The following is a 23,227-nucleotide window of genomic DNA, read 5'->3' as shown; positions in this document are numbered from 1 at the left end:
ACAATGCGCGACAATGTGTGTGAAAAACAAGTAATAACAAAGAGGAGTACCGGCTCGAATGAGCGAGCAGGATTTAGATTTAGAGATAGTTCGGCGTGTTCAGCAAGGAGATAAAAATGCGTTCAATTTGTTGGTTGCCAAATATCAGAACAAAGTTGCAGCATTGATCTCGCGCTACGTATCCAATTCGGGCGACGTGGCCGATGTAGCACAAGAGGCCTTCATTAAGGCATATCGGGCTTTACCCAATTTTCGGGGCGACAGTGCATTTTACACCTGGCTGTACCGAATAGCGGTTAACTGCTCGAAGAACTATCTGGTGGCACAGGGGCGCAAGCCGCCTGCCAATGATGTTGATGCTGAGGAAGCAGAGTTTTATGACGGTGCAGAGCAATTGAGGTCAAATGCATCTCCGGAGAGCTTATTGTTAAGTGATGAGATCAAAGCGGTAATTTTCAGAACCATTGAATCCTTACCCGATGATCTTAAAACCGCTATCACGTTACGCGAGATCGAGGGCATGAGCTATGAAGAAATCGCTGTTGTGATGGATTGTCCGGTAGGCACTGTCAGGTCGAGGATTTTTCGGGCACGTGAGGCCATTGACAATAATATTAACCCACTCATAGGTAATAGTAGATGACGCAATCAAACTTTAATGTCAAAGACGGGCAAGTAACATCCAGTATTTTTGATGCCGAACAGGCACTGGATAACGCCAGTCAGGCACAGTTCGATGCAGACAAGTTTGCCCGTTACGCGCTGATAGGTGATGCAATGCGTAGCCAGCAAAATCAGGCACCTTGTATAGATATCACAGCCAGCATGGCTGATGCGCTAGCAGATGAAGTTACTTATGGCGAACAGGCTCCACAACAAGAGCCGCAAAAAGTACGTCAGGAAGACAATGTCGTTGCGTTGTCAAATTGGCGTAAGCCTCTGGCACAAGTAGCGATTGCTGCAAGTGTCTCTTTGGTTGCAGTGCTGGGTGTTAGTAATTATGCACCACAGGAACAAGCCAACGGTGATTTTCCTGTGTTACAATCGACCCCAGTTACCGGGTCTGTGTCGCCAGTGAGCCTCTCGTCGGAACCTGCGCTAGAAAGTGCAGAAAAAGGTCTAAGAGAGTTGCAACAGCAACGTATTGGTGCACTGGTATTGGAGCATCAACGCCAGTCCAGAATGGCACATGCGTTGACCCAACAAGCACAGGAAGAACAAGAGGAACAAAAAAAGTAGATGAAGTGGCTTGCGTTACTACTGGGAGTGGGCCTGAGTGCCCAGGTTGTTGCCAGCGATATCATTAATGCAAAACAGCTGCTCACAGATATGTCTTCTGCCATTCAGGAGCGTAACTTTGATGCATCATTTGTGGTGGTAAAAGGTAAAGGTATGGAACCCTATCGCTGGCTCCATGGTAAAGTGGATGACAGCGAACTGGAGATTCTCAGCCGACAAAATGGTGCTGGTCTGGAAGTAGTGCGTGTCGACAACAAAGTCACTTACTTTGAACCGCAAACTCAACCTTATTCTATAGAAACGGACGCCATTGCGGGTCCTATTCCCGAGATTTTGTTTGGCGAGATAGGCAATCTGTCTAACAGTTACGATTTTGTACTCGGTGGTAAAGAGCGCATCGCCGATCGGGCTGCGCAACTCGTTCGTCTGGTTTCGAAAGATGAGCACAAATACAACTATTGGTTGTGGATCGACATTCAGTCTGCGTTATTGCTTAAAGCCGCGTATGTTACACAGCAAGGTGAAGTGCTGGAACAATTGCAACTCACTCATATCAGTGTGACTGAGCAGCCTGCACAGCCTTTGATAGAGTTAAGCAGCAAAGACTTCCCAATGCCTCTGGCTTCTCTGGCAGAGACAGAAAACACCCAAAAACTACAAAATAACTGGCGTATTGGCTGGTTACCCGAGGGGTTTAAACTGCTCAAATCAGACCGTCATAAGCTTGATTTAAATAATGAACTGGCGGATTACTTTTTGTTTTCTGACGGGCTTGTTGAGTTCTCTGTGTTTGTACAAAGACCTCTATCGGGGCAAAGAGCCAGCGGTGCGCTCAGCTCTGGCGCAACCACGGTTTACGTTCACAACTCAGGTGCGTTTGATGTGTCTGTGGTTGGGAAAATCCCCACGATGACGGCCAAAGCAATTGCAGAGTCAGTAACGCGACCATTATGATAGAACAAACACTCACAGTGTCACGTGTCGAGCCCGGTACCGTTTGGCTTGTTGCTGAGGAAAAACCGGCGTGTGCGGGTTGCAACGGTAAATGTGGCTCGCAGATTTTTAGTAAGCTGTTTGGCAGCCACAAGAAAGCTTTACCTATTGCCTGTGAGGAGCCAGTTCAGATTGGGCAAAAGATGACCCTGAGGCTGGATGACAGCAAAGTGGTTGAAAATGCCTTATGGGTTTACCTACTGCCGTTGGCAATGGCGTTTGCTGCGATGTTTATTACACATCTTTTTTTGCAGGCGGCTGAGCCCTGGCAAATACTGGCCGCCGTATTGGGTGGCCTGGTTGGCTTCCAAATCGCAAAACAGCGCACAAAAGCACTGCGTCACGACATCAAAGTGATAAAAATTTATCCAATTAGCCTTCCCCTAACGCAAATAGATGGTGATTGCGCCAAATAAATTGTAAAATCGGCGTTTAATCTCTATTTGTGAAAAACAGAAGTTTAGAATCCAGTATATGAAGCACATCCGTAACTTTTCAATTATTGCCCACATCGATCACGGGAAATCGACCCTTTCGGACCGCTTAATCCAGGTATGCGGCGGCTTAACAGATCGCGAGATGCAGCAGCAGGTGCTGGATTCGATGGACCTTGAGCGAGAGCGTGGGATCACCATTAAAGCGCAGAGCGTAACGCTAAACTACAAGGCCAATGACGGCGAGACGTATCAGCTTAACTTTATCGATACACCGGGACACGTAGACTTCAGTTACGAAGTATCCCGTTCGCTGGCTGCCTGTGAAGGCGCCTTGTTGGTTGTTGATGCCGGTCAGGGTGTTGAAGCTCAGACTCTGGCTAACTGTTATACCGCGATTGAAATGGACCTAGAAGTGCTGCCAGTGTTGAATAAAATCGACTTGCCACAGGCTGATCCATTGCGTGTTGCCGAAGAGATTGAAGAAATCGTCGGTATTGAAGCGCTAGAAGCGGTGCAGTGTAGTGCTAAAACCGGTATCGGTATCGATGAGGTACTGGAAATGATCGTGCGCGACGTGCCGCCACCTGAGGGTGAGCCAGAGCAACCTTTGCAGGCATTGATCATCGACTCCTGGTTTGACTCTTACCAGGGTGTTGTGTCCTTGGTACGTATTAAGCACGGTGAGTTACGCCGTGGTGACAAGATTAAGATTATGTCGACAGATCAGACGCACATTGCTGATAAAGTTGGTATTTTCACACCCAAACAAACAGAAACGGGTGTCCTGAAAACGGGTGAAGTAGGCTTCGTGATTGCCGGCATTAAAGACATTCATGGTGCTCCGGTGGGGGATACAATCACCCTAACTAAGGAACCAGCAGAGGAACGCTTACCTGGTTTTAAGCGAGTTAAACCTCAGGTCTATGCGGGTATGTTCCCTATTTCGTCCGATGACTATGAAAACTTCCGTGATGCATTGAATAAGCTGAGTCTGAATGATGCGTCTTTGTTCTTCGAGCCTGAGAACTCAACTGCACTGGGTTTTGGTTTCCGTTGTGGCTTCCTTGGCATGCTTCACATGGAAATCATTCAGGAGCGTCTTGAACGCGAATATGACATGGACCTCATCACGACGGCACCCACGGTTGTATATGAAGTTGAAACTAAAGATGGGGTGATCCAGATTGATAACCCATCAGACTTACCGCCGGTGAACGACATCATCGAAATCCGCGAGCCGATTGTAGAAGCGAATATTCTGGTACCGCAGGAATACCTGGGTAATGTCATTACTCTGTGTGTTGAAAAACGTGGCGTACAGACAAAAATGAGCTACCACGGTAAGCAAGTTGCAGTGACCTATGAATTGCCAATGGCCGAAGTAGTCATGGACTTCTTTGATAAGCTTAAGTCGACTAGCCGAGGGTTTGCTTCTCTGGACTACAACTTTAAGCGTTTCCAGGCGTCGGACATGGTCCGTGTGGACATTCTGATCAACGGTGATCGGGTTGATGCCCTGGCGATTATTGCACACCGCGAGAATTCTCAAGGTCGTGGACGCCAGTTGGCAGACGCACTGCGTGAGCTGATCCCGCGTCAGATGTTTGATATTGCTATTCAGGCTGCAATCGGTAACCATGTGATTGCACGAACCACTGTGAAACAGTTACGTAAAAACGTCATCGCGAAGTGTTACGGTGGTGATGTCAGTCGTAAGAAGAAACTACTGCAAAAGCAAAAAGAAGGTAAGAAACGCATGAAGCAGCTGGGCAACGTTGAAGTGCCACAGGATGCTTTCCTGGCGATTCTTAAAGTAGGTAAGTAACAGGAATTATTATGGCAGGTTATTTTTCAGTATTTTTGGTGTTATTGACGCTCGGTTCGGGCTTGATTTGGCTAATCGATCACTTGTTGTATGCGCCTAAGCGTAAAGAGCGCATCGCATTAGCACAAGGCGCGTCTGAGCAGCCGCTCGATGAAGAAATAATTGAGCAGATAGCACCAGTGCCTGCCATCACTGAAAGCGCAAAATCAATTTTCCCTATGATTGCGGCGATAACAGTGTTTCGCTCGTTCATTTTTGAACCCTTCCAGATCCCGTCTGGTTCTATGATGCCTACGTTGCTGGATGGTGATTTTATCCTGGTGCAAAAGTACGCATATGGCATTAAAGATCCGGTCTGGCGTAGTCAATTGGTTGATGTGGATGATCCTCAGCGAGGTGACATCGCGGTATTTAAGTTCCCACTGGATGAGCGCATTGACTTCATTAAGCGCATCATTGGTTTGCCGGGAGATCGCATCGTGTATCGTGATCGTCAGTTATATATTAAGCCTCAGTGTAATGATGGTGAACAGCAGCGGGACGGCTTAGCGTGTGGTGAGTTTAACAAGATCAATCTGGACATTGTTAATCGCGACGAGTTTAAACAAGGCGCGATGCAAATGGTTCGCTTGACCGAAAGTTTGCCTAACGTGACGCACGATGTATTGGTGACGCCGCAATTGCCAGAGCTAACCGAGCGTTATTATCAGCAGCCTGGCACGCGCCGCGACGAGTGGGTAGTTCCTGAGGGGAGCTATTTTGCGATGGGTGATAACCGTAATAACAGTCAGGACAGCCGTATGTGGGGATTTGTACCAAAGGAAAACCTGGTTGGTAAAGCGGTATTTATTTGGATGAGTTTTGATTTTGAAAATGGCCAGGACAGCGTTTTGCCTTCCTGGGTTCCAACAGGAGTTCGGTTTGAACGCCTAGGTAATATTCAGTAGCATGAAAAAAAACGTCACAGAATTATACAAGAAAATCGGTTACGAATTCACAGATCAAAGCCTGCTTGAGCAGGCTATGACACATCGTAGCCATAAGGGTCAACATAACGAACGTCTGGAATTTTTGGGCGATTCGATTTTAAGCTTTGTTATTGCAGATGCGCTGTATAAGCAGTTTCCTAAAGCGCGAGAGGGCGATCTTAGCCGGATGCGTTCAACGCTTGTACGAGGTCAGACGCTGGCAGAGTTTGGTGTTGAGTTTGGGTTGGGCGATTACCTCAGATTGGGTCCGGGTGAGTTGAAAAGCGGCGGCTATCGCCGAGAATCAACCCTGGCAGACGCAGTTGAAGCGATTATTGGCGCGGTGTTTTTAGATTCAGACATCGAGACCTGTAAGACGTTGGTATTAAAGTGGTATGACTCGCGTTTGGCGGCAATCTCTCCAGGACATAACCAGAAAGATCCGAAAACTTTGTTGCAGGAATACCTGCAAGCACGCAAGTTACCGCTACCCGGTTATACTGTAATTGACACTAAGGGACAAGCGCACAATCAAACCTTTACGGTTGAATGTATTGTGGAAGGGATGGAAAGTATTATCTCAGTAGGCAGCTCTCGTCGTAAGGCTGAGCAAAAAGCCGCTGAAAAAGCACTAAAGATTTTAAAGAATGACTCCTAATACCCATTGTGGCATGGTCGCGATTGTCGGGCGACCCAACGTTGGTAAATCAACGTTATTAAACAAGCTGGTTGAACAAAAAGTCAGTATCACTTCGCGTAAACCGCAAACCACCCGACATCGCATCATGGGGATCCATACCGAGGATAACTATCAGGCGGTGTATGTTGATACTCCTGGCTTGCATAGCGAAGAAAAGCGTGCCATTAACCGCCTGATGAACCGAGCGGCGTCGAGCTCGATTGGCGACGTTGAACTCGTCATTTTCGTTGTTGAAGGCACTTTGTGGACCAAAGACGATGAAATGGTGCTGAGCAAAGTTAAAGCCAGCGGTCGACCGGTTTTGGTGGTGATCAATAAAAGCGATCAGGTTAAAGATAAAAGTGAAGCTTTGATGCCACACCTGCAGTGGTTATCTGAACAAGGTGACTTCGTGGGCATTATTCCAATTTCGGCTAAGCAAAATCGCAATGTCGATATGGTTAAAGCGGAAGTACATAAGCACCTGCCTGCATGCGAGTTTTTCTTCCCGGATGATTATGTCACGGATCGCTCAATGCGATTTTTGGCCGCTGAGATTGTGCGTGAGAAACTAATGCGCTTTATGGGTGATGAACTGCCGTATTCAGTCACTGTTGAGATTGAGCAGTTTAAATGGCTTGATAATGGCGTATGGCAGATCAACGCGCTTATTTTGGTGGAGCGTGAGTCGCAAAAGCGCATGGTGATTGGCAACAAGGGTGAGAAACTCAAAGTCATTGGCCGTGAAGCGCGCCGTGATCTGGAAGAAATGCTGGATAACAAAGTATTCCTCGAGTGCTGGGTAAAAGTGAAGTCTGGCTGGGCAGATGATGAGAGGGCACTGCGTAGTCTTGGCTACGGGGAAGACTAATTGAACAATGACTTTCGACAGGCTTATTTGCTGCATCGCCGACCGCATAGCGACTCTCAGGTGATGCTCAATATGCTTGTCGAAGGGGTGGGCCAGCTGATGATGCTGGCCCGTATTAAAGGGCGTCAGGCGCTCAGACAGAATGCACATCTACAACCCTTCAGCCTGCTGCTGGTTCGCTACAGCGGCCGTCACGATTTAAAATACCTTAACGACATTGAGCTACATACTCAACCTTTGGCTTTAAAAGGGCAGGTACTGTATTGTGGATTCTACCTCAACGAACTCAGTGCACGGGTAATTCCGGTTAATGAACCACTGGAGTCGATATTCTCACTCTACCATCAGCATTTATTACAGCTTCATAGTCTCGTCGATAGTGCCAGTAAGCACCAGTTTGAACTGACATTGCGTAGCTTTGAGTTTCAGTTACTCGAGCAACTGGGGTTCGGTGTTGAATTTGACTGTGATGCTGATGGCGAGGCAATTGTTGAGACTGCCTACTATCAATATACCCGAGAGCTGGGATTTATCAGAACAGATGACAGGCACATCGGCTTTTTGGGCCGGGTGCTTCAAAAGATCGCTCAGCATGACTTTACTGATGATCAGGTCAGGCGTCAGGCTAAGGGCTTAAGCAGATATTTACTCAGGCCGTTACTTGGCCATAAACCGCTGAAAAGCAGAGAGTTATTTCAACCAAGGTAATAACAATGAAAGAGATATTATTGGGTGTAAACGTCGACCATATTGCCACATTGCGCCAGGCGAGAGGCACAAGCTATCCAGATCCGGCTCACGCTGCGGCAGTGGCTGAACATGCCGGTGCAGATGGGATCACCATCCATTTACGTGAAGACCGTCGTCATATCCAGGATAGGGATGTGTACGTAATGGCGAAGACCATTCAGACACGTATGAACCTGGAAATTGCAGTGACAGATGAAATGCTGGATATCGCCTGTGAGGTCAAGCCTGCTTATGTTTGTCTGGTGCCGGAAAAGCGTGAAGAGCTGACCACTGAGGGCGGTCTTGATGTGATAGCCAATAAAGAAAAAGTGGCTCAGGCCGTTGAGCGCCTTGCTGATGCGGGTATCAAGGTGTCTTTGTTTATTGATGCTGATCCTAAGCAAATTGATGCTGCTAAAGAGACAGGTGCGCCTTATATCGAAATTCACACCGGTGCTTATGCTGATGCAGAATCAGATGCTGAAATGCAGGCTGAGCTGGAACGGATCCGAGCTGGCGTAAAATATGCGCATGGCCTGGGCATTGTTGTTAACGCAGGCCATGGTCTGCACTATCACAATGTGACGCCCATTGCTGAAATGCCGGAAATCTATGAGCTCAACATTGGTCATGCGATTATTGCCAGAGCTGCTATTGATGGATTAGAGAAAGCCGTGAGAGATATGAAGCGCTTGATGCTGGATGCACGCAGCTAATACCAATTTCACTTAATACCTGGTCTATTTGAAGGAGCAAATAGGGCGCTAACAGCGTTAAAAATTTCTCATTTAGAACAACTAAATAGCAAAATTTTTGCCTTGTTATCGACCCTATTTTCTTGCCTCAGAATAGATCACTTAATTAAGCAAATTGGTATAATATGATGCGAAAGGATCTAAAAAGGGGCTAAATTCAGCCCCTTTTTCTTTACTGTGCTGCCAGATAGTCGATAACGACCTGGTGATGCTCTTTGGTCTTAAATTTGTTGAACACGTGTTTAACGGTGCCATCTTGCCCGATCAGGAAGCTAATGCGGTGGATACCGTCGTATTCTTTGCCCATAAACTTTTTCAGTCCCCAAACGCCGAATGCATCAGCGATGGCATGATCTTCGTCTGATAATAAGTCAAAATTCAGCTCTTTTTTGGTCTCGAAATTTTTTAACTTCTTAACCGGATCTGGGCTGATCCCAACGGCTACCGTATTATATTGTGCTAGCTGAGCCTTGTGATCTCTGAGTTGCTCAGCCTGAACGGTACAGCCTGGTGTCAGTGCCTTTGGATAGAAGTACACCAGCACCTGGTTTGATTCCAGAAGTGTGCCCAGTGCAATACTGTCACCATCTTGATTTTGTAAAGTAAATTGCGGGGCCTGAGCGCCTGCTTGTAGCGTATTCATAGGATGCTCCTTAACGAATGCGTCGAAAAATATAATCCAGATCTAGTGAGTTTGAGAGATGCTCGAACTGTATTTTAAATGCGTCGGCATCGACCTCAATGGGAATATTGACTTCGATTTCACAGCGCATATGCAATGCGTCACTTTCTTCGTATGTATCAGACTTCAAAGAACAAATACTGATGTTTTGCTCTGCAAAAAAGCGCGTTACTTTGCTTAGCGTGCCTGGGGCGTCGAGTCCTTTGTATTCCAGAGTGTATCCGGCACTGAACTCGTTTTGTTGGTGGCTGGCGGTGCGCTTCATCATGGTCAGTAAGCCCAGCTCCATCCCTTTAGTCGGCAGGGTATGCTCAACCCGGCTGATTGCCGCCATGTCGCCCGATAACAGCATAATGAACGTAAATTCGTTACCGAGTATCGCGATACGGCTATCGATGATATTGCAATGACATTCACTGACCAGCATAGTCAGTTCACTGACAATCCCCGAGCGATCTTCGCCGATTGCGGTCAAAACCAGTTGTTGGTTGGTAAATGTGGTCATTTAAGAGCACCCTATACGCTGAGAATATGGTATTGCCTAACGGCAGTTTTTAGATGTATAGCCGTAAATACTAACATAATTTGGTTACTTGGGATACCGGCAGCGACAGGCTTTACTGTTTAGCTGTGCCAGATAATGGGTCGGACTGGCTCACATCTTGTGTTTACAGGGCGAGGCAAGTAACATAGGGCAAATTTTGCAAGTTGTTTAGGCTCGCCGGACGGATATAAAAAATTGTTCCGGCAGTGAACCAAATCGGCAATCCCCACTCATATAAAGACGATATTCGTTTACCGTAAATAAATATAACAGGGTTTGCTAAGGAGTTTTATTCGTGCAGTATTGGGTTCCAAAAGCACTGACTTTAGGTGTTTTACTTGGTTTAACGGGATGTAGTGTATTTCCAAATGATGCACATCACAGCAAAAACTACCGCGTTAGTGAAGCCATTAGCGTCCCTGAAGGGCTGGAACAGCCGTATCAGGATCCGCAGTATAAGATGGCCGTTGCTGTTTATGACAACGACGCGGATGGCGAAAATAAGCTGTATCGACCCCCTCAGCAAGTGCTGACGCTGGCGCAGGGCAGCTGGGCAGAGAGCAAAGATAAAGTCGCCAGAGTGTATTTCGATAAAAACGATGGCATTGACGATTTGGCTGGTTTTATCTGGCAATCGCTGGATGGCGTTTTAGCGAACCACAATACCCAGATTACGAAGGATGCCCGTCAGACAGGCACAGTCGAAACTGACTGGTATGCATTGATTAAAAAAGACGAAGGCTGGTTGTGGGAAGACATTGTTGAAGTATCGCGTCAGCGTTTTGCTTTCACTGTTGAACAAAAAGAACACCAGCGCACCGCTTCTTTGAGTGCTAAGCTGCTTGATTATCAAAGTGAAGAGCAGCCACTCACTGATATGCTTAAACAGCAGTTAGAAGTACGTGCACTAAATGAGGTGATAGCAGAATTTGACTACCGCTATCGACTATTGGCAGTTGAGCTACGCAAACAACAGGGATTGTTATCTCTGGAAGGCGGGTTTGATCAGGATGGTAATGCAGCCATGCTGACGCTGGTCGAAAAAAGTGCTGTAATGGATCGCCTGTCGAACTTCCTTGAGCGTGTTAACTTTACGGTGATCCGCCTCGACAGAGACAATGATCTGGTGAAAGTGCGTTATGAAGCACCTGAGCAAAGCGTCTGGGATTCTATCTGGGGTGAGGAAGCGATGGTCTTGCCACTGGCGGACGGCGATTATGTCGTGAAAGTATCTACAACGGATGATGGTCAAACGGCGTTGACCTGGTTGGATAGCGAGGAGCAAGTGCTGGATGCACCGACTATGGAGCTGTTGTTACAATCTCTGTTAGAGGTGTTACGCAGTCGAGGTCTGCAACTATAATATTTTATATAAATCAAAATATTAAAATAAAAACAATGAGTTGAAGTAATATGAAAAAGAGCCTTACGCTCTTTTTCTTTTTAGTGGGTAATCATATGATGTCAGAATCTACGGGTTCAGCGTCGCCAAACTGGCGCACGCTATTTGCGTTTATCGTGCCTTCCCTGATTGGGGTGTTTTTATTTATGACACCTGTTGCAATAGGCGAAGCCATGACCATTCCTATTGCTGTGATGGCGAAGACTCTGCAAGGCTGGATAGCCCCCTTTGCACAGGCCATGATAGTGGCCATAGTATGCATCACCGGGGTAATGAGTGCTTTTGTTGCTCTCGTCAAACCCAGGCAATTGCTAAAGAACCACTTGTTCCGGCACTTATTTGCTGTCAGTCCAATTTGGTTAGTGACCCGACTGGCGGGCATGCTGTTCATTCTAATGACCTATTTCAAAGTGGGCCCTGAAGCTATTTACTCGTCAGGTACCGGTGCACTGGTTCTACATGAACTTTTGCCTGTGTTGTTCTCTGTGTTTGTGCTAGCGGGTCTTTTGCTGCCTTTGTTACTTAACTTTGGTTTGCTGGAACTGGTTGGTACGTTACTGACTAAAGTGATGCGGCCTTTGTTTGGGGTACCCGGACGCAGTGCGGTGAATTGTGTGGCCTCCTGGCTGGGCGATGGCAGCGTAGGGATTTTGATGACCTCTCGTCAGTATGAAGACAAGCACTATACACAAAGAGAGGCAGCTATCATTGGCACGACTTTCTCTGCGGTGTCTATTACGTTCTGCCTGGTGGTCATTGGCCAGGTTAAACTGGAGCATTTATTTGCCCCCTTTTATCTGACCGTGTGTGCCGCAGGTATTACCGCCGCGATTATTGTTCCCCGCTTACCGCCTTTGCGATGGAAAAAAGACTGTTATGTTGACGGCAGTGATGCAAACCCGGGTGCAGAGCTGGTACCTGAGGGTAAAACGTTATTTGGTCATGCGCTGGACGTGGCATTGGCAAAAGCAGAAAAAGCCCCTGGGGTAAAAGGGACGCTAAAAGAAGGCGTACATAATGCGCTGGATATGGTGTTTGCTGTTTTGCCTGTGGTGATGGCGGTTGGTACGTTCGCATTGATCATCGCTGAGCACACACCTGTTTTTCAGATCCTGGGTAAACCGTTTATCCCTTACCTTGAGTTGCTTCAGGTACCAGAAGCTGCCAAAGCCGCTGAAACCATAGTCGTTGGCTTTGCAGACATGTTTATTCCGTCTATTCTGGCTGCATCAAACATAGAAAGTGACGTGACACGCTTCATTGTTGCGGCACTGAGTGTTACTCAGTTGATCTATATGTCTGAAGTCGGCGCGTTGCTGCTGGGCAGTAAGATCCCGGTTAATCTGTTTGAGCTATTCTGCATCTTTATTTTGCGTACGTTGGTGACATTACCGGTGATTGCGCTGATGGCGCACTGGCTGGTAGGTTAAGCAATGAAAGTAGGGCTGGCGCAGCGCGGCCCTACTTATCTTCCTTTTCCTCGGGCTTGGTCTCTGGCTCTGGTTTGGTTTGCTTATCGAGCTTGCCTTTCACATCAAAGCGGGTCATATATTTCAATAACATAATATTACTGATGATGAACCCAAGGACCATGACAATGATCAGTATCACGTGCCAGGTTGGTAAGGTATTTTCCATCTTGACTTGTTCCCTATCACAGGGCCTTCATTGGACGTTCACTTCCATTGTATATCTTAAGCGCACAATACCTCAAGCACAGACCTAAGTTACTTACAAAACACCGCCACTACTCATTGCGTCGGTGCATCAAATAATCAGGTATTTTCCATAATAACAATGCGGTAGTGAGCTATTTCGATGCGCTAGAAAGTTCGCAGGGCATTCAGTACAGGAGTGCATAGGGCAGCATGTAAACATATAAGGTACGTATTGAATATTTGGATGTCCTTATATTAGGAAAGTTGGCGAAATTCTTGAGATCAGCAGCAGCTTTTTTAAGATGCAATTGGTATCATTCCGCTAACAGCACTGCGACAATATTGATGGCAATAAGCGTGTGATATGACTAATAAGGTGGTTAATTCTTTAATGGAGCATGTTTTAATTTGGCCGGCTCAGTTTCCTTTGCTACTCAAAGGCCTGGTTGAAAATAATGGGGCGTTTATTCTGGATGCACTCGAGGCCTGGCCTGAGTGTGAAACACTGACAGATCAACAAGGCGTACGCTCATCGGTTTTACCTCCGCTGATGTATATTTTGTGGCTTAAACCATTAGAGCCATTCGAGTCTTGTCATTATCAGCATATTGATGACTACGATGAGGCGCACCAGACTTATTGTGATGACTTACTGGCGCATATTGCCGATGCAGGTGTTAGCAAGGATGAGTTGATTGCCAAATTGCTGGGCGTGTTTGCTCAGTATGCTGATATTAAGGCGCAGCTTGCTTATCATACTGAAGTCTCACCCGCGACACTGCTGCTGAATAAAACTTACACCCGTGCTCTGTTGCTACTTCTGCACCATGGTTTAACGCTAACAGCCCAAGAAGCCTGCGAGCTATGGCGTATTGCTGATGAAGCAATACGAGAGCAGCTCAGTGATATGCTTAACTCGGTGTTGCAAGACACCGTAGCGACCTTACAGCTAGCCGTTGAGTGCCTGCAAAACGATGAAGCCTATATTGGACTGTTGCAACATCTGTGTGATGGTGACGAAGTCGAACGCTTGCTGGATCAGGCACTGCTGGCTCATGTGGTGTCTAAACAGGCAAAGCAATCTATTGCCCTCAAACTCATAGAAAAAGGGGCCAGCGGACAAAGCAAAGATGAGTCTGGTAAATCGGCCATGATGTGGCTCGTAGAGCAGGGCTTCGTGAGCGCTGCCGAGGCGCTCAAAGAGCAGTATTGTCCTCAATCCCTGGATGATCTCGGTCGCAATCTGATGCACTATGCGGTGCTCTCTAATTCAACCGCCATGCTTGAATTGGTTGAGTCTATGGGGGTCGACCCGAGACTAGCTGATGTCACCGGAATGACGCCATATCGTCTGGCAAATCAGGCACAAGCGGTCGCTGCAAAGAAGTTTCTTGAAGCACGGGGCATCATTGAACTATCTTTTGCAGCCAAATACGAGAAAGTCGCACGGGTTTACAGTTTGTATGCGTTGGTGGCAATTCTGATGCCGGTGCAGTTGAATTTCTTTTTTAATGAGTCACATGGTGACAAGCTGTCAGCGACCATCATGATCTCGAGTCTGACACTGCTGTTTTTCGCGCTAGCACGTTGGCAAAAGCGCAGCCCGCTTTACCCTCAGGATGCCTCACCCTGGAGCCTGATCGGTGTGAATGTGTTGGCCTGGCTGAGTATGTCACTGCAATTTTTATTCAGTGTTGTGGTGTTGATTGCGGTGATGGGTAGCTAAAAGCAGAGCACAAGCTCTGCTTTTAATGGGGAAAGAGTGGCGAGAGAATCAAATCACTCGGTAAGCGGCGTATTGAAATCCGCCGGTTTATCAAAATCCCCTGAAATATCATTCAATGCATCACCGTTGAAATAAACCACCAGCTCTTTGCGTTGCTCTGAGTCTCGGCCCAGATTGAACACATAAGAGTAATGCCAGATCTCGCTGTTAAACGCGTCTTTAGCCACCGGCGTGCCCAATACATATAAAACTTGCTCTTTTGTCATAGCAATTCTGAGCTTATCGACATCGGATTGCTCCAGGAAGTTACCCTGAGGCACGTTTATCCGGTATACCCAGCTGGAACAGGCAGACAGCAATGTCGTCGCAAGAATAATACTAAGCCAAACAAAAAGGCGCTTTTTTAACTGCATGTATGTGTATCCTTATTTTTGGTTGTATGAATGATACAGAATGGATAAAGAAGGTAAAGTAGAATTATTGGTAAGTTTCGACTGTTCACCGTTAAAATAGTTCCATTAATTGTATTGAGTTGTCAAAGCCATGAGTAAACCCCAGCAGCCCTGGTATCTGTATATAATTGAAAATCGGTTTGGCCACTGGTATACCGGGATCACCAACGATGTCTCTCGGCGTTTTGCCGAGCATGATGCTGGCAAAGGTGCTAAAAATTTGCGTGGCAAAGGCCCGTTAAAGCTTGTCTACAGCCTGGCGGTTGAAGACAAGCGCACTGCCGCCCGGCTTGAGTGGCGGTTTAAGCGTTTGTCAAAGTCACGCAAGGTTGCGCTTGTTCAGGGAGCGGCTGACACCGATAATGCTGATATAAAAGCACTGATATGTTCCGATACCTGATTGAGTTTAGGTAAATTCACTTTATCAAACTGGTCTTTTGGGGTGTGGTGATTGGGGTCAATGCCCACGCCAAAATAAGCGAAAGGTATTCCAACTTTGTGAAAGGCATAGTGGTCGCTGGCTCGGAGCCAGTCTACCCGGGGCGTGTCCAAACGACGTGCCATACTGGCCGCAGACGTATAGATCAAAGCACGGATCTGGCTGTCAAATGCAGGCTCAATGGCATCGGTAAACTTACTTGCCTGTTTTGAGGCAAGGACATACAAACGATTCTTTGGGCTTACAGCGAGCATATCCAGGTTGATATTCAGGGCAACCTGGCTGGGAGTCAGCGTGGCTGCGAAAAAATGTGCTCCGTAGAGGCCTTTTTCTTCAGCATCGGTGGCCACAAATGTGATTTCCCGATGCCTAAGCTGTGAGGCCAGGCGCTGCGCAATGTCCAGCATTACCACCACGCCAGAGGCATTGTCATTGGCGCCGGGATAATAACGAGAGCCCCTGCTGCCTAAATGGTCGTAATGGGCACTGATCACTAATGCTTTGTGACATACAAGCGCGTTGCAGGGCAAGGTGGCAACAACATTGTGACCGTGTCCTAGTTTACCGAGCCCCTGACGAAAGCGAAAAGACTGATAATAGGTATCTAACCCCGCCTCCGCAAAGCGTGTGTGAATATAGCGGGCACTTTCATTGATGGCGATGCTGCCAGAACCCCGACCCGCGTGTTCCGGACTGGTCAGTACCTTTAGGTCTGTTTCCAGCTGCGTATTCGCATGCGTTGTAGCGGTAATACAACAAAGCCACAGGGCACTAATTTTTAGCCGTTGCACTGAGCCACTCCAGCTTGTTCTGATACCGTTTCTTGTCATGGTTGAAACTGGCGTGGTTCAAAGCCCGGTTTAGAAATGTTCTGCTCAGCTCAAGCTCACCCTGTACATAGTAGACTTTTGCCAGGCCAAAATACCCCTCGTGGATGGACGCTGACAATTTGTTTGCGGCGCGATAATGCTTCAATGCCTGATCGTAGTTTTCAGCAGCAAAGGCTTCATCACCGAGTGCGATTAGATAATAGGGGTTGTCTTTACGCAGGGCATGTAGCTGTGTTCTGATCTCTTGCGCCTTGTGTGGTCTGTCAGTCAGTTCATATAACAGCGCTAGATTACCCAGCGCAGTTTTGTTTTCGTCATTGATGAGCAGTGCCTGTTGATATAAAGATTCGGCTTGTGCGTTGTGGTCGTTAATGCGATAGAGCACGGCCAAATTCCCCCAGGCTGCGGAGTAGAGTGGATCTATGTCTATGGCAGCACGGAAGTAGCTGTATGCCTGATCCATCTCTTTATTGATCATGTGCATAGCGCCTCTGTTGCTATAAAACATAGCGGTGATGCGTTCTTTACTGATTTTAGATGTGGCGAATTTTTGTTGTCGACTGTTGGGGTCAAAGTCAATCACAACGCGCGCCGGGCGCGTATATAACACCTCGCGATTATCGCTGTTTTTTCGGGCTCCGGCATTGGTCTGGGTCACCACCAAATTGACGTGTCCGGTCAACAAGCTGTAGCCTTTGGTTTGTGCCCAGTACTCAGGAATATGCACGCGCTGAAACTGGCCCTTAAAGCCCAGGTAATCCGACAAGCTATAAGCCAGGATCGACAGTGACAGGCAGTTGGCATTGAGGTTGTAATAGGCTTCTGAGGCACTGAGGTTGGCACCGCGCATATATGCGAGGCTTGAATCGCCATTTTCGACTAAAAACTGCAGTAACTGCTCTGCCACTTTAATATTAGACCCATTGTTGCGATCCAGGTATCGGTCTAACGTGGCCCGAATATTGGCGTCTAATGCAAAGATACTGCTTTGTGTTTCTACTTCATGTTGTCTGAAGGGGGCATTATCGAGCAGTAGCATGTTGATTTCTGGCTGGACCTTGGTTGTTTCACAGCCACTGAGTAACAAAGTTGAGGCGGCCAGCAAAGAGCAGAGATAGCGTCGGGCAAAACGAGTATACGACAACATAAAGACGTTCCTAAATTCTACAGCTTACTTTCAGTGTAGCTATTTTGGCCGTTTAAGGAAGCAAAAATTGTTACAATCCGTTGCAGTAAATGCACGTTTTATCGGGAAAATGCGCGTTTGGGAGAGGTATGGAAAGAAACGACAAAGCAGGATTTTTTGGCAAAAGTAAGCGGCCACATACAGGTGACCGCTTGATAACTCAAGCTAGAAGCTGGCAACCAGTTTATCGAGTGCTTTGGCCGAATTAGCCAGCTGCTGGATTGCCTGCTCAGTGTCGAGTTGCTCACTCATTACAGCGTCGCTGATCACACTGATCTGCTCAATGCTGCGTCCTACATCTGCGACCACGTTACTCTGTTGCTCGGTGGCTGTCGCGATTAAAGTGGTCATATCGTTGATCTGATCGGCTGTTTCACTAATGGTGTTCATCAGCTCTACTGACGTTTGCATGTTGCTGACGCTTTGCTGCGCCTGATCTGAGGATTGTGCGATCTGGGTCACAATAGAGTCCGATGCTGCGGTCAGCTCCTGGATTGTCGCCTGAATTTCGTCTGTTGACTGAGAAGTTCTGCTTGCCAGTGCCCTGACTTCGTCTGCAACAACAGCAAACCCACGACCGTGTTCACCAGCACGGGCAGACTCTATCGCTGCGTTGAGTGCGAGCAGGTTGGTTTGTTCTGAAATCCCTCTGATCACATCTAAGATACTGGCGATGGATTGTGTTTTGCTCGCCAACGTTGCGACCTGGTCTGCCATTTGTTGTATATCCAGCGCTAACTGATGCAAGGTAGACTGACTTTGTTGCACACAGCTGTGGCTGTGTTTGGTGTGCTCACGGCTCTCATCGGTGAGCTTGGCGGTATTGTTGGCACTGCCTGCTATTTCCTGCACCGTTGCGGCCATCTGGTTTATCGCCGCTGCAACAGAGAGTGTTTGAGATTTTTGCTCATCCAATGACGATGAATTTTTCTTTGCCTGGGTAAAGACATGCTCACTGGCAATGCGTATATCGCTGCTTTCTTTTGCAACGTTACAGATCGCGGCTTCTATTTTTTCAATGAACTGATTAAACCCCTGACCCAGAGCTTGTAGTTCAGGTTGCTCTGCATTAGGCACCCGGTAATTCAGTTTGGCATCACCACTACCGAGCTGACGGAACACGTCAGCCATTTTCAGCAACGGTGCACTGAGGTTGCGTGCCATCAGCATACTCGCAATACAGACCACAACCACGACGACCAGTGACCAGATCACAATTTGCCACTGTAAAGAAGAAACTTGTGCAAAGACTTCTGATTTAGGAACTTGTGCAATAACAAGCAGATCGGTGCCTGCTATCGGGCTGGCAGCAACCAAAGACGGCGTGCCATTGGCTTCCAGGTCAAGCACAACAAAGTCGCGACTATTGCGCAACTGGCCAGCAGCTTGTGCTCCATATAAGTCGAGTAATTTAGTTTTGGCTACTTTACTCGCATCAGGGTGAAGCTGGACAACGCCCTGAGATTTTTCGACGACAAAGACAAAGCCACTTTGCTCAATGGTCATGTTAGCCAGCATGGTCTGCATGGCATCGATACTTTTGGCAAGACCAGCCAGACCAATGCCATTGGTTTGCTGATGGTTAACGAACATTTTCACATCACCGGGTGCTTCCTGGTAGATGCTGATGGAATACTCCTCAGCACTTTGCGTGAAATGGAAAAACCAACCGTCTTGTTGCTGGTTCAGTACACGCAAAAAGCCGTTCTGATTCCAGTACTGCTGTGTTTCTCTGTTTGCCCAGGAGGCGGTAACCAGCGCGTATTGATTTTGCACACGCGCCAATTCAGTCAGTAAGACTTGCTCATCTAATTGACCTTTGTTGACCGCATTGAGTAAGAATTGGTTGCTTGAAAGTTGCTTTGCCGCACTCTTAAGCTGGTCAATTTGTTGGCTAATCGACTTGTTGATGCTCTCAACCTTGCTGGGTAATTCAGAGCCCAGCATGCGCGTCTCGATCATAGACTTAGCCTGATAGGTTGAAATAAATCCGATCAGACAAGCGACAACAACCGCGATTAGACTGCCCAGCAGAGTAATACGTTGTGTAATTGTTAAACCAGTGTTATGCATTAAAGTTACTACTTCTATATCCCGTGGATAATAATTTTAGCATGGTCAATAATTAACACCTATAGGTATAAAGTCGTTGTCATAATACTGTCATGATTTATAAAGTAAAAAAGCCCGCTGCATAGCAGGCGGGCCTTGGTTTCTAACAAGCGAACTAAAATGGCAAAGGAGCAGAGTACAAAACACTTAAAAGGCTGCTGTACTCTTATTTTTCAAATGGTTAGATTATTTTCTTCATGGCAGACATGTAGCCACGCAAGGTGTTACCAACTACTTCAACCGGATGATTACGGATTGCCGCGTTGACCTCGATCAGCGCCTGGTTGTCTACTTCATTGCTGTCAAGTGATAACCCTTTGCCAATGACATCTGTACCGATTTTCTCCATAAATGGTTTGAGTAACGGTAAACAGGCATGGTTGTATAAATAACAGCCGTATTCTGCCGTGTCTGAGATTGTACGGTTCATTTCGAACAGCTTTTTACGGGCTATTGTATTGGCGATTAACGGCGTCTCATGCAAGGACTCGTAATAGGCAGACTCTTCGATGATGCCCGCAGCGGTCATTGTTTCAAACGCAAGCTCTACACCAGCTTTAACCATAGCGACCATCAAAATACCGTTGTCAAAAAATGCTTGCTCGGTAATTTCTTGTTCACAGTTTGGCTGTTTCTCGAACGCGGTTTCTGCGGTTTCAGCGCGCCAGCTAAGCAGCTTGGCATCGTCTTCGTGCCAGTCCGCCATCATACCCTGAGAAAACTCACCACTGATGATGTCGTCCATATGTTTGTTGTAAAGAGGTCGCATGAGTGTTTTAAGCTCTTCACTTAAACCAAACGCCTTGATTTTGGCTGGGTTGGACAGGCGGTCCATCATATTGGTGATACCACCGTGTTTAAGTGCTTCTGTGATCACTTCCCAACCGTACTGGATAAGTTTTGAGGCATAACCCGCTTCAATACCTTGCTCGACCATTTTATCAAAACATAACAATGACCCGGTTTGCAGCATACCGCACAATATGGTCTGTTCGCCCATCAAATCAGACTTCACTTCGGCGATGAAGGATGAGTGAAGCACACCGGCTTTGTGTCCACCAGTCCCTGCTGCATAGGCCTTAGCCTGAGCCAAACCATGACCTTGAGGGTCATTTTCCGGGTGCACTGCAATTAAGGTCGGTACGCCAAAGCCACGCTTGTATTCTTCCCGAACCTCGGTGCCAGGACACTTAGGTGCCACCATGATAACGGTAATGTCCTCACGCACCTGCATCCCTTCTTCAACGATATTAAAGCCATGGGAGTAGGCGAGGGTAGCCCCGTGTTTCATCAGTGGCATCACTGCTTCAACAACCGCGGTGTGTTGCTTGTCGGGGGTCAGGTTAAGAACCAGATCAGCTTGTGGGATTAAGGTTTCGTAGGTACCCACTTCAAAGCCATTTTCGCTGGCATTTTTAAAAGACTGACGCTTTTCATCAATGGCAGACTGACGCAGCGCATAGCTGACATCTAACCCTGAATCGCGTAAGTTCAGACCCTGGTTCAGGCCCTGAGCGCCACACCCAATGATAACCAGCTTTTTACCAAGCAGGACGTTAACGCCGTCCTCAAATTCTTTGGGGTCCATGAAATGGCATTGCGCCAGTTGGGCCAGTTGCTCACGTAGTGGCAGTGAATTGAAATAGTTCGCCATGATTTGTCCTGTCTGAATGTTCTAACATTATGAGTTAGGTTCTAGACTAGTAATAAGTTTAAGTTGCGTAAAATGATATATTTAAACTATTGTATTTCACATTGTGAAACGCACTAAGTGATAACAAGATGGACCATAAACAATTAAAGTACTTTCTGGCGCTGGCGGATACGTTACATTTTTCCCGCGCCAGCGAGCGCTGCTACATCAGCCCCCCGACGCTGAGTCGGCAAATAAAACAACTGGAGGAAGAGGTTGGTGCGCCGTTATTTATCCGGGACAATCGCAGTGTCGCTCTGACATCACAAGGGCAGGCTTTTATTCATTATGCACAGGCTACGCTGGCAAGCTGGCGGCAGTTTAAAAGTGAATGTCTGGATGAAGACAAGCCGCTTAGTGGTGAACTGAGTCTGTTTTGCTCTGTGACGGCTTCTTACAGTTTTATTTATGATTTATTTGCGCGTTACCGACAGGATTTCCCTCAGGTTGAACTCAATTTGTTGACTGGCGATCCTGCAAACTCTATCTCTCAGGTACAAGGAGAGGTGGTTGATGTTGCCGTTGCCGTTCGGCCTCGTAACCTGCCTCAGGGACTGGAGTACCTCAGTATTGGTCGCTCGCGGCTGTTGTTTATTGCGCCAACGATGAAATGCCCTTTGAGTGAGCTGCTGGAGCAGCACCGCGGAGAGTTGCCCTGGCAGCAAGTGCCTTTTATTGTGCCCGAGCACGGCGTCTTGAAGGACCGCCTTGATGTGTTTTTCAAGAAAAAAGCACTCCAGCCAAAGATCTATGCACATGTCTCCGGTCATGAAGCCATGGTTGCCTTGACCAGCCTGGGTTTTGGCATTGCTTATGTACCCGAGGTCGTATTGGAACAGAGCCCGTTTAGAAACCAGGTGCAAACGTTGGGGTTGCAAAGCGAAGAGATTGAAATTGGCCTGGTATGTAAAAAGAAACGCTTGCAGGACCCGGTTGTCAGTGCCTTATTTCAGGTTGCGGCGCGATTGTTTGCTGCGTAAAGCGGTTGTTCAGCTAGGGTCACTAGACTAGCCAGCATAGTTAGTTTGAACGAGGCTTTTTCGTGTCAACGGTATTAATTGCACAAGATGAAAAAGGACACAGCATCGCACCTTTTGAGGCATTGCAGCAGCATGGTTATGTCATGCGGTTTATGAATATTCATGAGGCAACCCGCAAAGGGGGTCCGGCTCAACAGGTAGACAGCATTGTGATTGGTCAGGCTCTGGCGACCAGTGCGCGGTACGATACTATCAATACGCTCAAAACCTGTTTCGATGCGCCCCTGATGGTATCACTTGATGAGGATAACGAAGACTTGCAGAGCCTGATGTTGGAGCTGGGTGCGGATGACGTTATTCCTTGTATGGCCAAACCTCGGCTATGGCGTGCCCGGCTAGATGCTTTGGCACGTAGACACCCGGCCACATCGGCCATGCATGCCGAAACGCCAAATGAGCTTCATTTTGGTCAGCTTTACCTGAATTTGCATGAGCGCAGTGTTTCACTGAAAAAGCAACCGGTTAGCTTGACCAGTCATGAGTTTGAGCTGCTCTGGCTGTTGGCTTCTCGCGCCCCTGACGTTGTTAGTCGCGAAGACATATATAAAAAGGTGGTTGGACAGCATTACCAGGCGAATAGTCGAACCGTAGATGTGCGTGTATCTTGTTTGCGCAGAAAGCTGGGGGATACTGCTGTCGGCGCAGAAAAAATCAAAACGGTTTGGCGCAAAGGTTATTTGTTTGTAAAAGATGCCTGGTAACCTTAACGCTTAGCTCATAATTTGGTGAAATTTCCACATTGGATAGTTCCAATTATTCGAACTATCCATTCGCTCTCGTTTGTATATCCCTTCTGTTTCCTCTTCTGCTTTAGTGACATTTTTGATTTAGTAGTCTATACAAATCAATTGCATAGCCCCACATTATATTCGTATAAACGGTCCCTGTCTGTTTTACATGTAGAGTGAAATTGCGCATTCCTTGATCTAAATCGTGTATTTAGCAACGTAAATAGAATTGATTGCTA

General features: G+C 47.2%; 24 protein-coding genes. 16 read left to right on the top strand and 8 right to left on the bottom strand.

Annotation, left to right across the window (positions count from 1 at the left end):
• Positions 1–58 precede the first annotated feature (58 nt).
• Genes rpoE through pdxJ form a run of 10 tightly spaced genes read left to right on the top strand, consistent with a single transcriptional unit; the run spans position 59 to position 8,457 of the window.
• On the top strand, positions 59–643 hold the full coding sequence (gene rpoE, locus QNM19_RS09260; protein ID WP_046006775.1) for an RNA polymerase sigma factor RpoE: 585 nt from the start codon (positions 59–61) through the stop codon (positions 641–643).
• On the top strand, positions 640–1,239 hold the full coding sequence (locus QNM19_RS09255) for a sigma-E factor negative regulatory protein (RefSeq protein WP_049864280.1): 600 nt from the start codon (positions 640–642) through the stop codon (positions 1,237–1,239). Before rpoE ends, QNM19_RS09255 begins: the two co-directional genes overlap by 4 nt.
• Complete coding sequence (locus tag QNM19_RS09250) at positions 1,240–2,193, top strand: MucB/RseB C-terminal domain-containing protein (protein WP_049864279.1); 954 nt, start codon at positions 1,240–1,242, stop codon at positions 2,191–2,193.
• Positions 2,190–2,648 carry a SoxR reducing system RseC family protein gene (locus tag QNM19_RS09245; protein WP_049864278.1) on the top strand — a complete coding sequence of 153 codons (459 nt, stop codon included), beginning with the start codon at positions 2,190–2,192 and terminating at the stop codon, positions 2,646–2,648. The genes QNM19_RS09250 and QNM19_RS09245 overlap by 4 nt, the downstream gene beginning before the upstream one ends.
• Before the next feature lie 58 nt (positions 2,649–2,706).
• Positions 2,707–4,494, top strand: a complete 1,788-nt coding sequence (lepA, locus tag QNM19_RS09240) for a translation elongation factor 4 (protein ID WP_058795887.1) — start codon at positions 2,707–2,709, stop codon at positions 4,492–4,494.
• Between the two features lie 11 nt (positions 4,495–4,505).
• On the top strand, positions 4,506–5,441 hold the full coding sequence (gene lepB, locus QNM19_RS09235; RefSeq protein WP_284026620.1) for a signal peptidase I: 936 nt from the start codon (positions 4,506–4,508) through the stop codon (positions 5,439–5,441).
• A 1-nt stretch (position 5,442) separates the two neighbouring features.
• Entirely contained in the window at positions 5,443–6,120 is a 678-nt protein-coding gene (gene rnc / locus QNM19_RS09230) for a ribonuclease III (RefSeq protein WP_049864277.1), read from the top strand.
• The gene (gene era, locus QNM19_RS09225) at positions 6,110–7,012 is read left to right on the top strand and encodes a GTPase Era (RefSeq protein ID WP_049864276.1); all 903 of its coding nucleotides are present in this window, start codon (positions 6,110–6,112) and stop codon (positions 7,010–7,012) included. The genes rnc and era overlap by 11 nt, the downstream gene beginning before the upstream one ends.
• Positions 7,013–7,720 carry a DNA repair protein RecO gene (gene recO, locus QNM19_RS09220; protein WP_049864275.1) on the top strand — a complete coding sequence of 236 codons (708 nt, stop codon included), beginning with the start codon at positions 7,013–7,015 and terminating at the stop codon, positions 7,718–7,720.
• A gap of 5 nt (positions 7,721–7,725) precedes the next feature.
• Positions 7,726–8,457: a pyridoxine 5'-phosphate synthase gene (pdxJ, locus tag QNM19_RS09215; RefSeq protein WP_049864274.1), complete on the top strand. Its 732-nt coding sequence runs from the start codon at positions 7,726–7,728 to the stop codon at positions 8,455–8,457.
• A 211-nt stretch (positions 8,458–8,668) separates the two neighbouring features.
• Here the strand turns inward: pdxJ and bcp are convergent, their stop codons facing one another.
• On the bottom strand, positions 8,669–9,139 hold the full coding sequence (bcp, locus tag QNM19_RS09210; RefSeq protein ID WP_049864273.1) for a thioredoxin-dependent thiol peroxidase: 471 nt from the start codon (positions 9,137–9,139) through the stop codon (positions 8,669–8,671).
• 10 nt (positions 9,140–9,149) lie between these two features.
• Positions 9,150–9,683, bottom strand: a complete 534-nt coding sequence (locus QNM19_RS09205; RefSeq protein ID WP_049864272.1) for a glycine cleavage system transcriptional repressor — start codon at positions 9,681–9,683, stop codon at positions 9,150–9,152.
• Positions 9,684–10,017: 334 nt separating this feature from the next.
• On the opposite strand from QNM19_RS09205, the gene bamC reads away from it, so the two are divergent.
• Complete coding sequence (gene bamC, locus QNM19_RS09200) at positions 10,018–11,085, top strand: outer membrane protein assembly factor BamC (protein ID WP_049864271.1); 1,068 nt, start codon at positions 10,018–10,020, stop codon at positions 11,083–11,085.
• Positions 11,086–11,183: 98 nt separating this feature from the next.
• Positions 11,184–12,554 carry a YjiH family protein gene (locus QNM19_RS09195; RefSeq protein ID WP_049864293.1) on the top strand — a complete coding sequence of 457 codons (1,371 nt, stop codon included), beginning with the start codon at positions 11,184–11,186 and terminating at the stop codon, positions 12,552–12,554.
• Positions 12,555–12,585: 31 nt separating this feature from the next.
• On the opposite strand, the gene QNM19_RS09190 is transcribed toward QNM19_RS09195, so the two are convergent.
• A complete protein-coding gene (locus QNM19_RS09190; protein WP_010382290.1) occupies positions 12,586–12,762 on the bottom strand; it encodes a DUF2897 family protein in 177 nt (58 codons plus the stop codon).
• Positions 12,763–13,146: 384 nt separating this feature from the next.
• Here QNM19_RS09190 and QNM19_RS09185 point away from each other — a divergent pair, with 384 nt between their 5' ends.
• Positions 13,147–14,508, top strand: coding sequence for an ankyrin repeat domain-containing protein (locus QNM19_RS09185; RefSeq protein WP_284026619.1), 1,362 nt, complete (start codon positions 13,147–13,149; stop codon positions 14,506–14,508).
• A gap of 53 nt (positions 14,509–14,561) precedes the next feature.
• On the opposite strand, the gene QNM19_RS09180 is transcribed toward QNM19_RS09185, so the two are convergent.
• Positions 14,562–14,921: an outer membrane protein assembly factor BamE gene (locus tag QNM19_RS09180; protein ID WP_010382285.1), complete on the bottom strand. Its 360-nt coding sequence runs from the start codon at positions 14,919–14,921 to the stop codon at positions 14,562–14,564.
• Between the two features lie 130 nt (positions 14,922–15,051).
• Here QNM19_RS09180 and QNM19_RS09175 point away from each other — a divergent pair, with 130 nt between their 5' ends.
• Positions 15,052–15,360: a GIY-YIG nuclease family protein gene (locus QNM19_RS09175; RefSeq protein WP_049864269.1), complete on the top strand. Its 309-nt coding sequence runs from the start codon at positions 15,052–15,054 to the stop codon at positions 15,358–15,360.
• Here the strand turns inward: QNM19_RS09175 and QNM19_RS09170 are convergent.
• The 4 genes from QNM19_RS09170 to ilvC form a co-directional block, all read right to left on the bottom strand.
• On the bottom strand, positions 15,300–16,190 hold the full coding sequence (locus tag QNM19_RS09170) for a M20/M25/M40 family metallo-hydrolase (RefSeq protein WP_284026618.1): 891 nt from the start codon (positions 16,188–16,190) through the stop codon (positions 15,300–15,302). The two genes, QNM19_RS09175 and QNM19_RS09170, sit on opposite strands and share 61 nt — an antisense overlap.
• Complete coding sequence (locus QNM19_RS09165) at positions 16,171–17,376, bottom strand: tetratricopeptide repeat protein (protein WP_284026617.1); 1,206 nt, start codon at positions 17,374–17,376, stop codon at positions 16,171–16,173. The genes QNM19_RS09170 and QNM19_RS09165 overlap by 20 nt, the downstream gene beginning before the upstream one ends.
• Before the next feature lie 204 nt (positions 17,377–17,580).
• Entirely contained in the window at positions 17,581–19,488 is a 1,908-nt protein-coding gene (locus QNM19_RS09160; RefSeq protein WP_049866337.1) for a methyl-accepting chemotaxis protein, read from the bottom strand.
• 220 nt (positions 19,489–19,708) lie between these two features.
• A complete protein-coding gene (gene ilvC / locus QNM19_RS09155; RefSeq protein WP_284026616.1) occupies positions 19,709–21,181 on the bottom strand; it encodes a ketol-acid reductoisomerase in 1,473 nt (490 codons plus the stop codon).
• A 128-nt stretch (positions 21,182–21,309) separates the two neighbouring features.
• Between ilvC and ilvY the strand changes: the two genes are divergently transcribed.
• Together ilvY and QNM19_RS09145 are read left to right on the top strand one after the other, a co-directional pair.
• Positions 21,310–22,200, top strand: coding sequence for an HTH-type transcriptional activator IlvY (gene ilvY / locus QNM19_RS09150; RefSeq protein WP_049866338.1), 891 nt, complete (start codon positions 21,310–21,312; stop codon positions 22,198–22,200).
• A gap of 62 nt (positions 22,201–22,262) precedes the next feature.
• Complete coding sequence (locus QNM19_RS09145; RefSeq protein WP_049866339.1) at positions 22,263–22,961, top strand: winged helix-turn-helix domain-containing protein; 699 nt, start codon at positions 22,263–22,265, stop codon at positions 22,959–22,961.
• Positions 22,962–23,227: the final 266 nt, after the last annotated feature.

It is taken from the genome of Pseudoalteromonas ardens (assembly GCF_030125445.1).
Taxonomy (GTDB): domain Bacteria; phylum Pseudomonadota; class Gammaproteobacteria; order Enterobacterales; family Alteromonadaceae; genus Pseudoalteromonas; species Pseudoalteromonas ardens.
The sequence above is the reverse complement of the archived record's forward strand: the minus strand, read 5'-3'. Positions and strand labels throughout refer to the sequence as shown.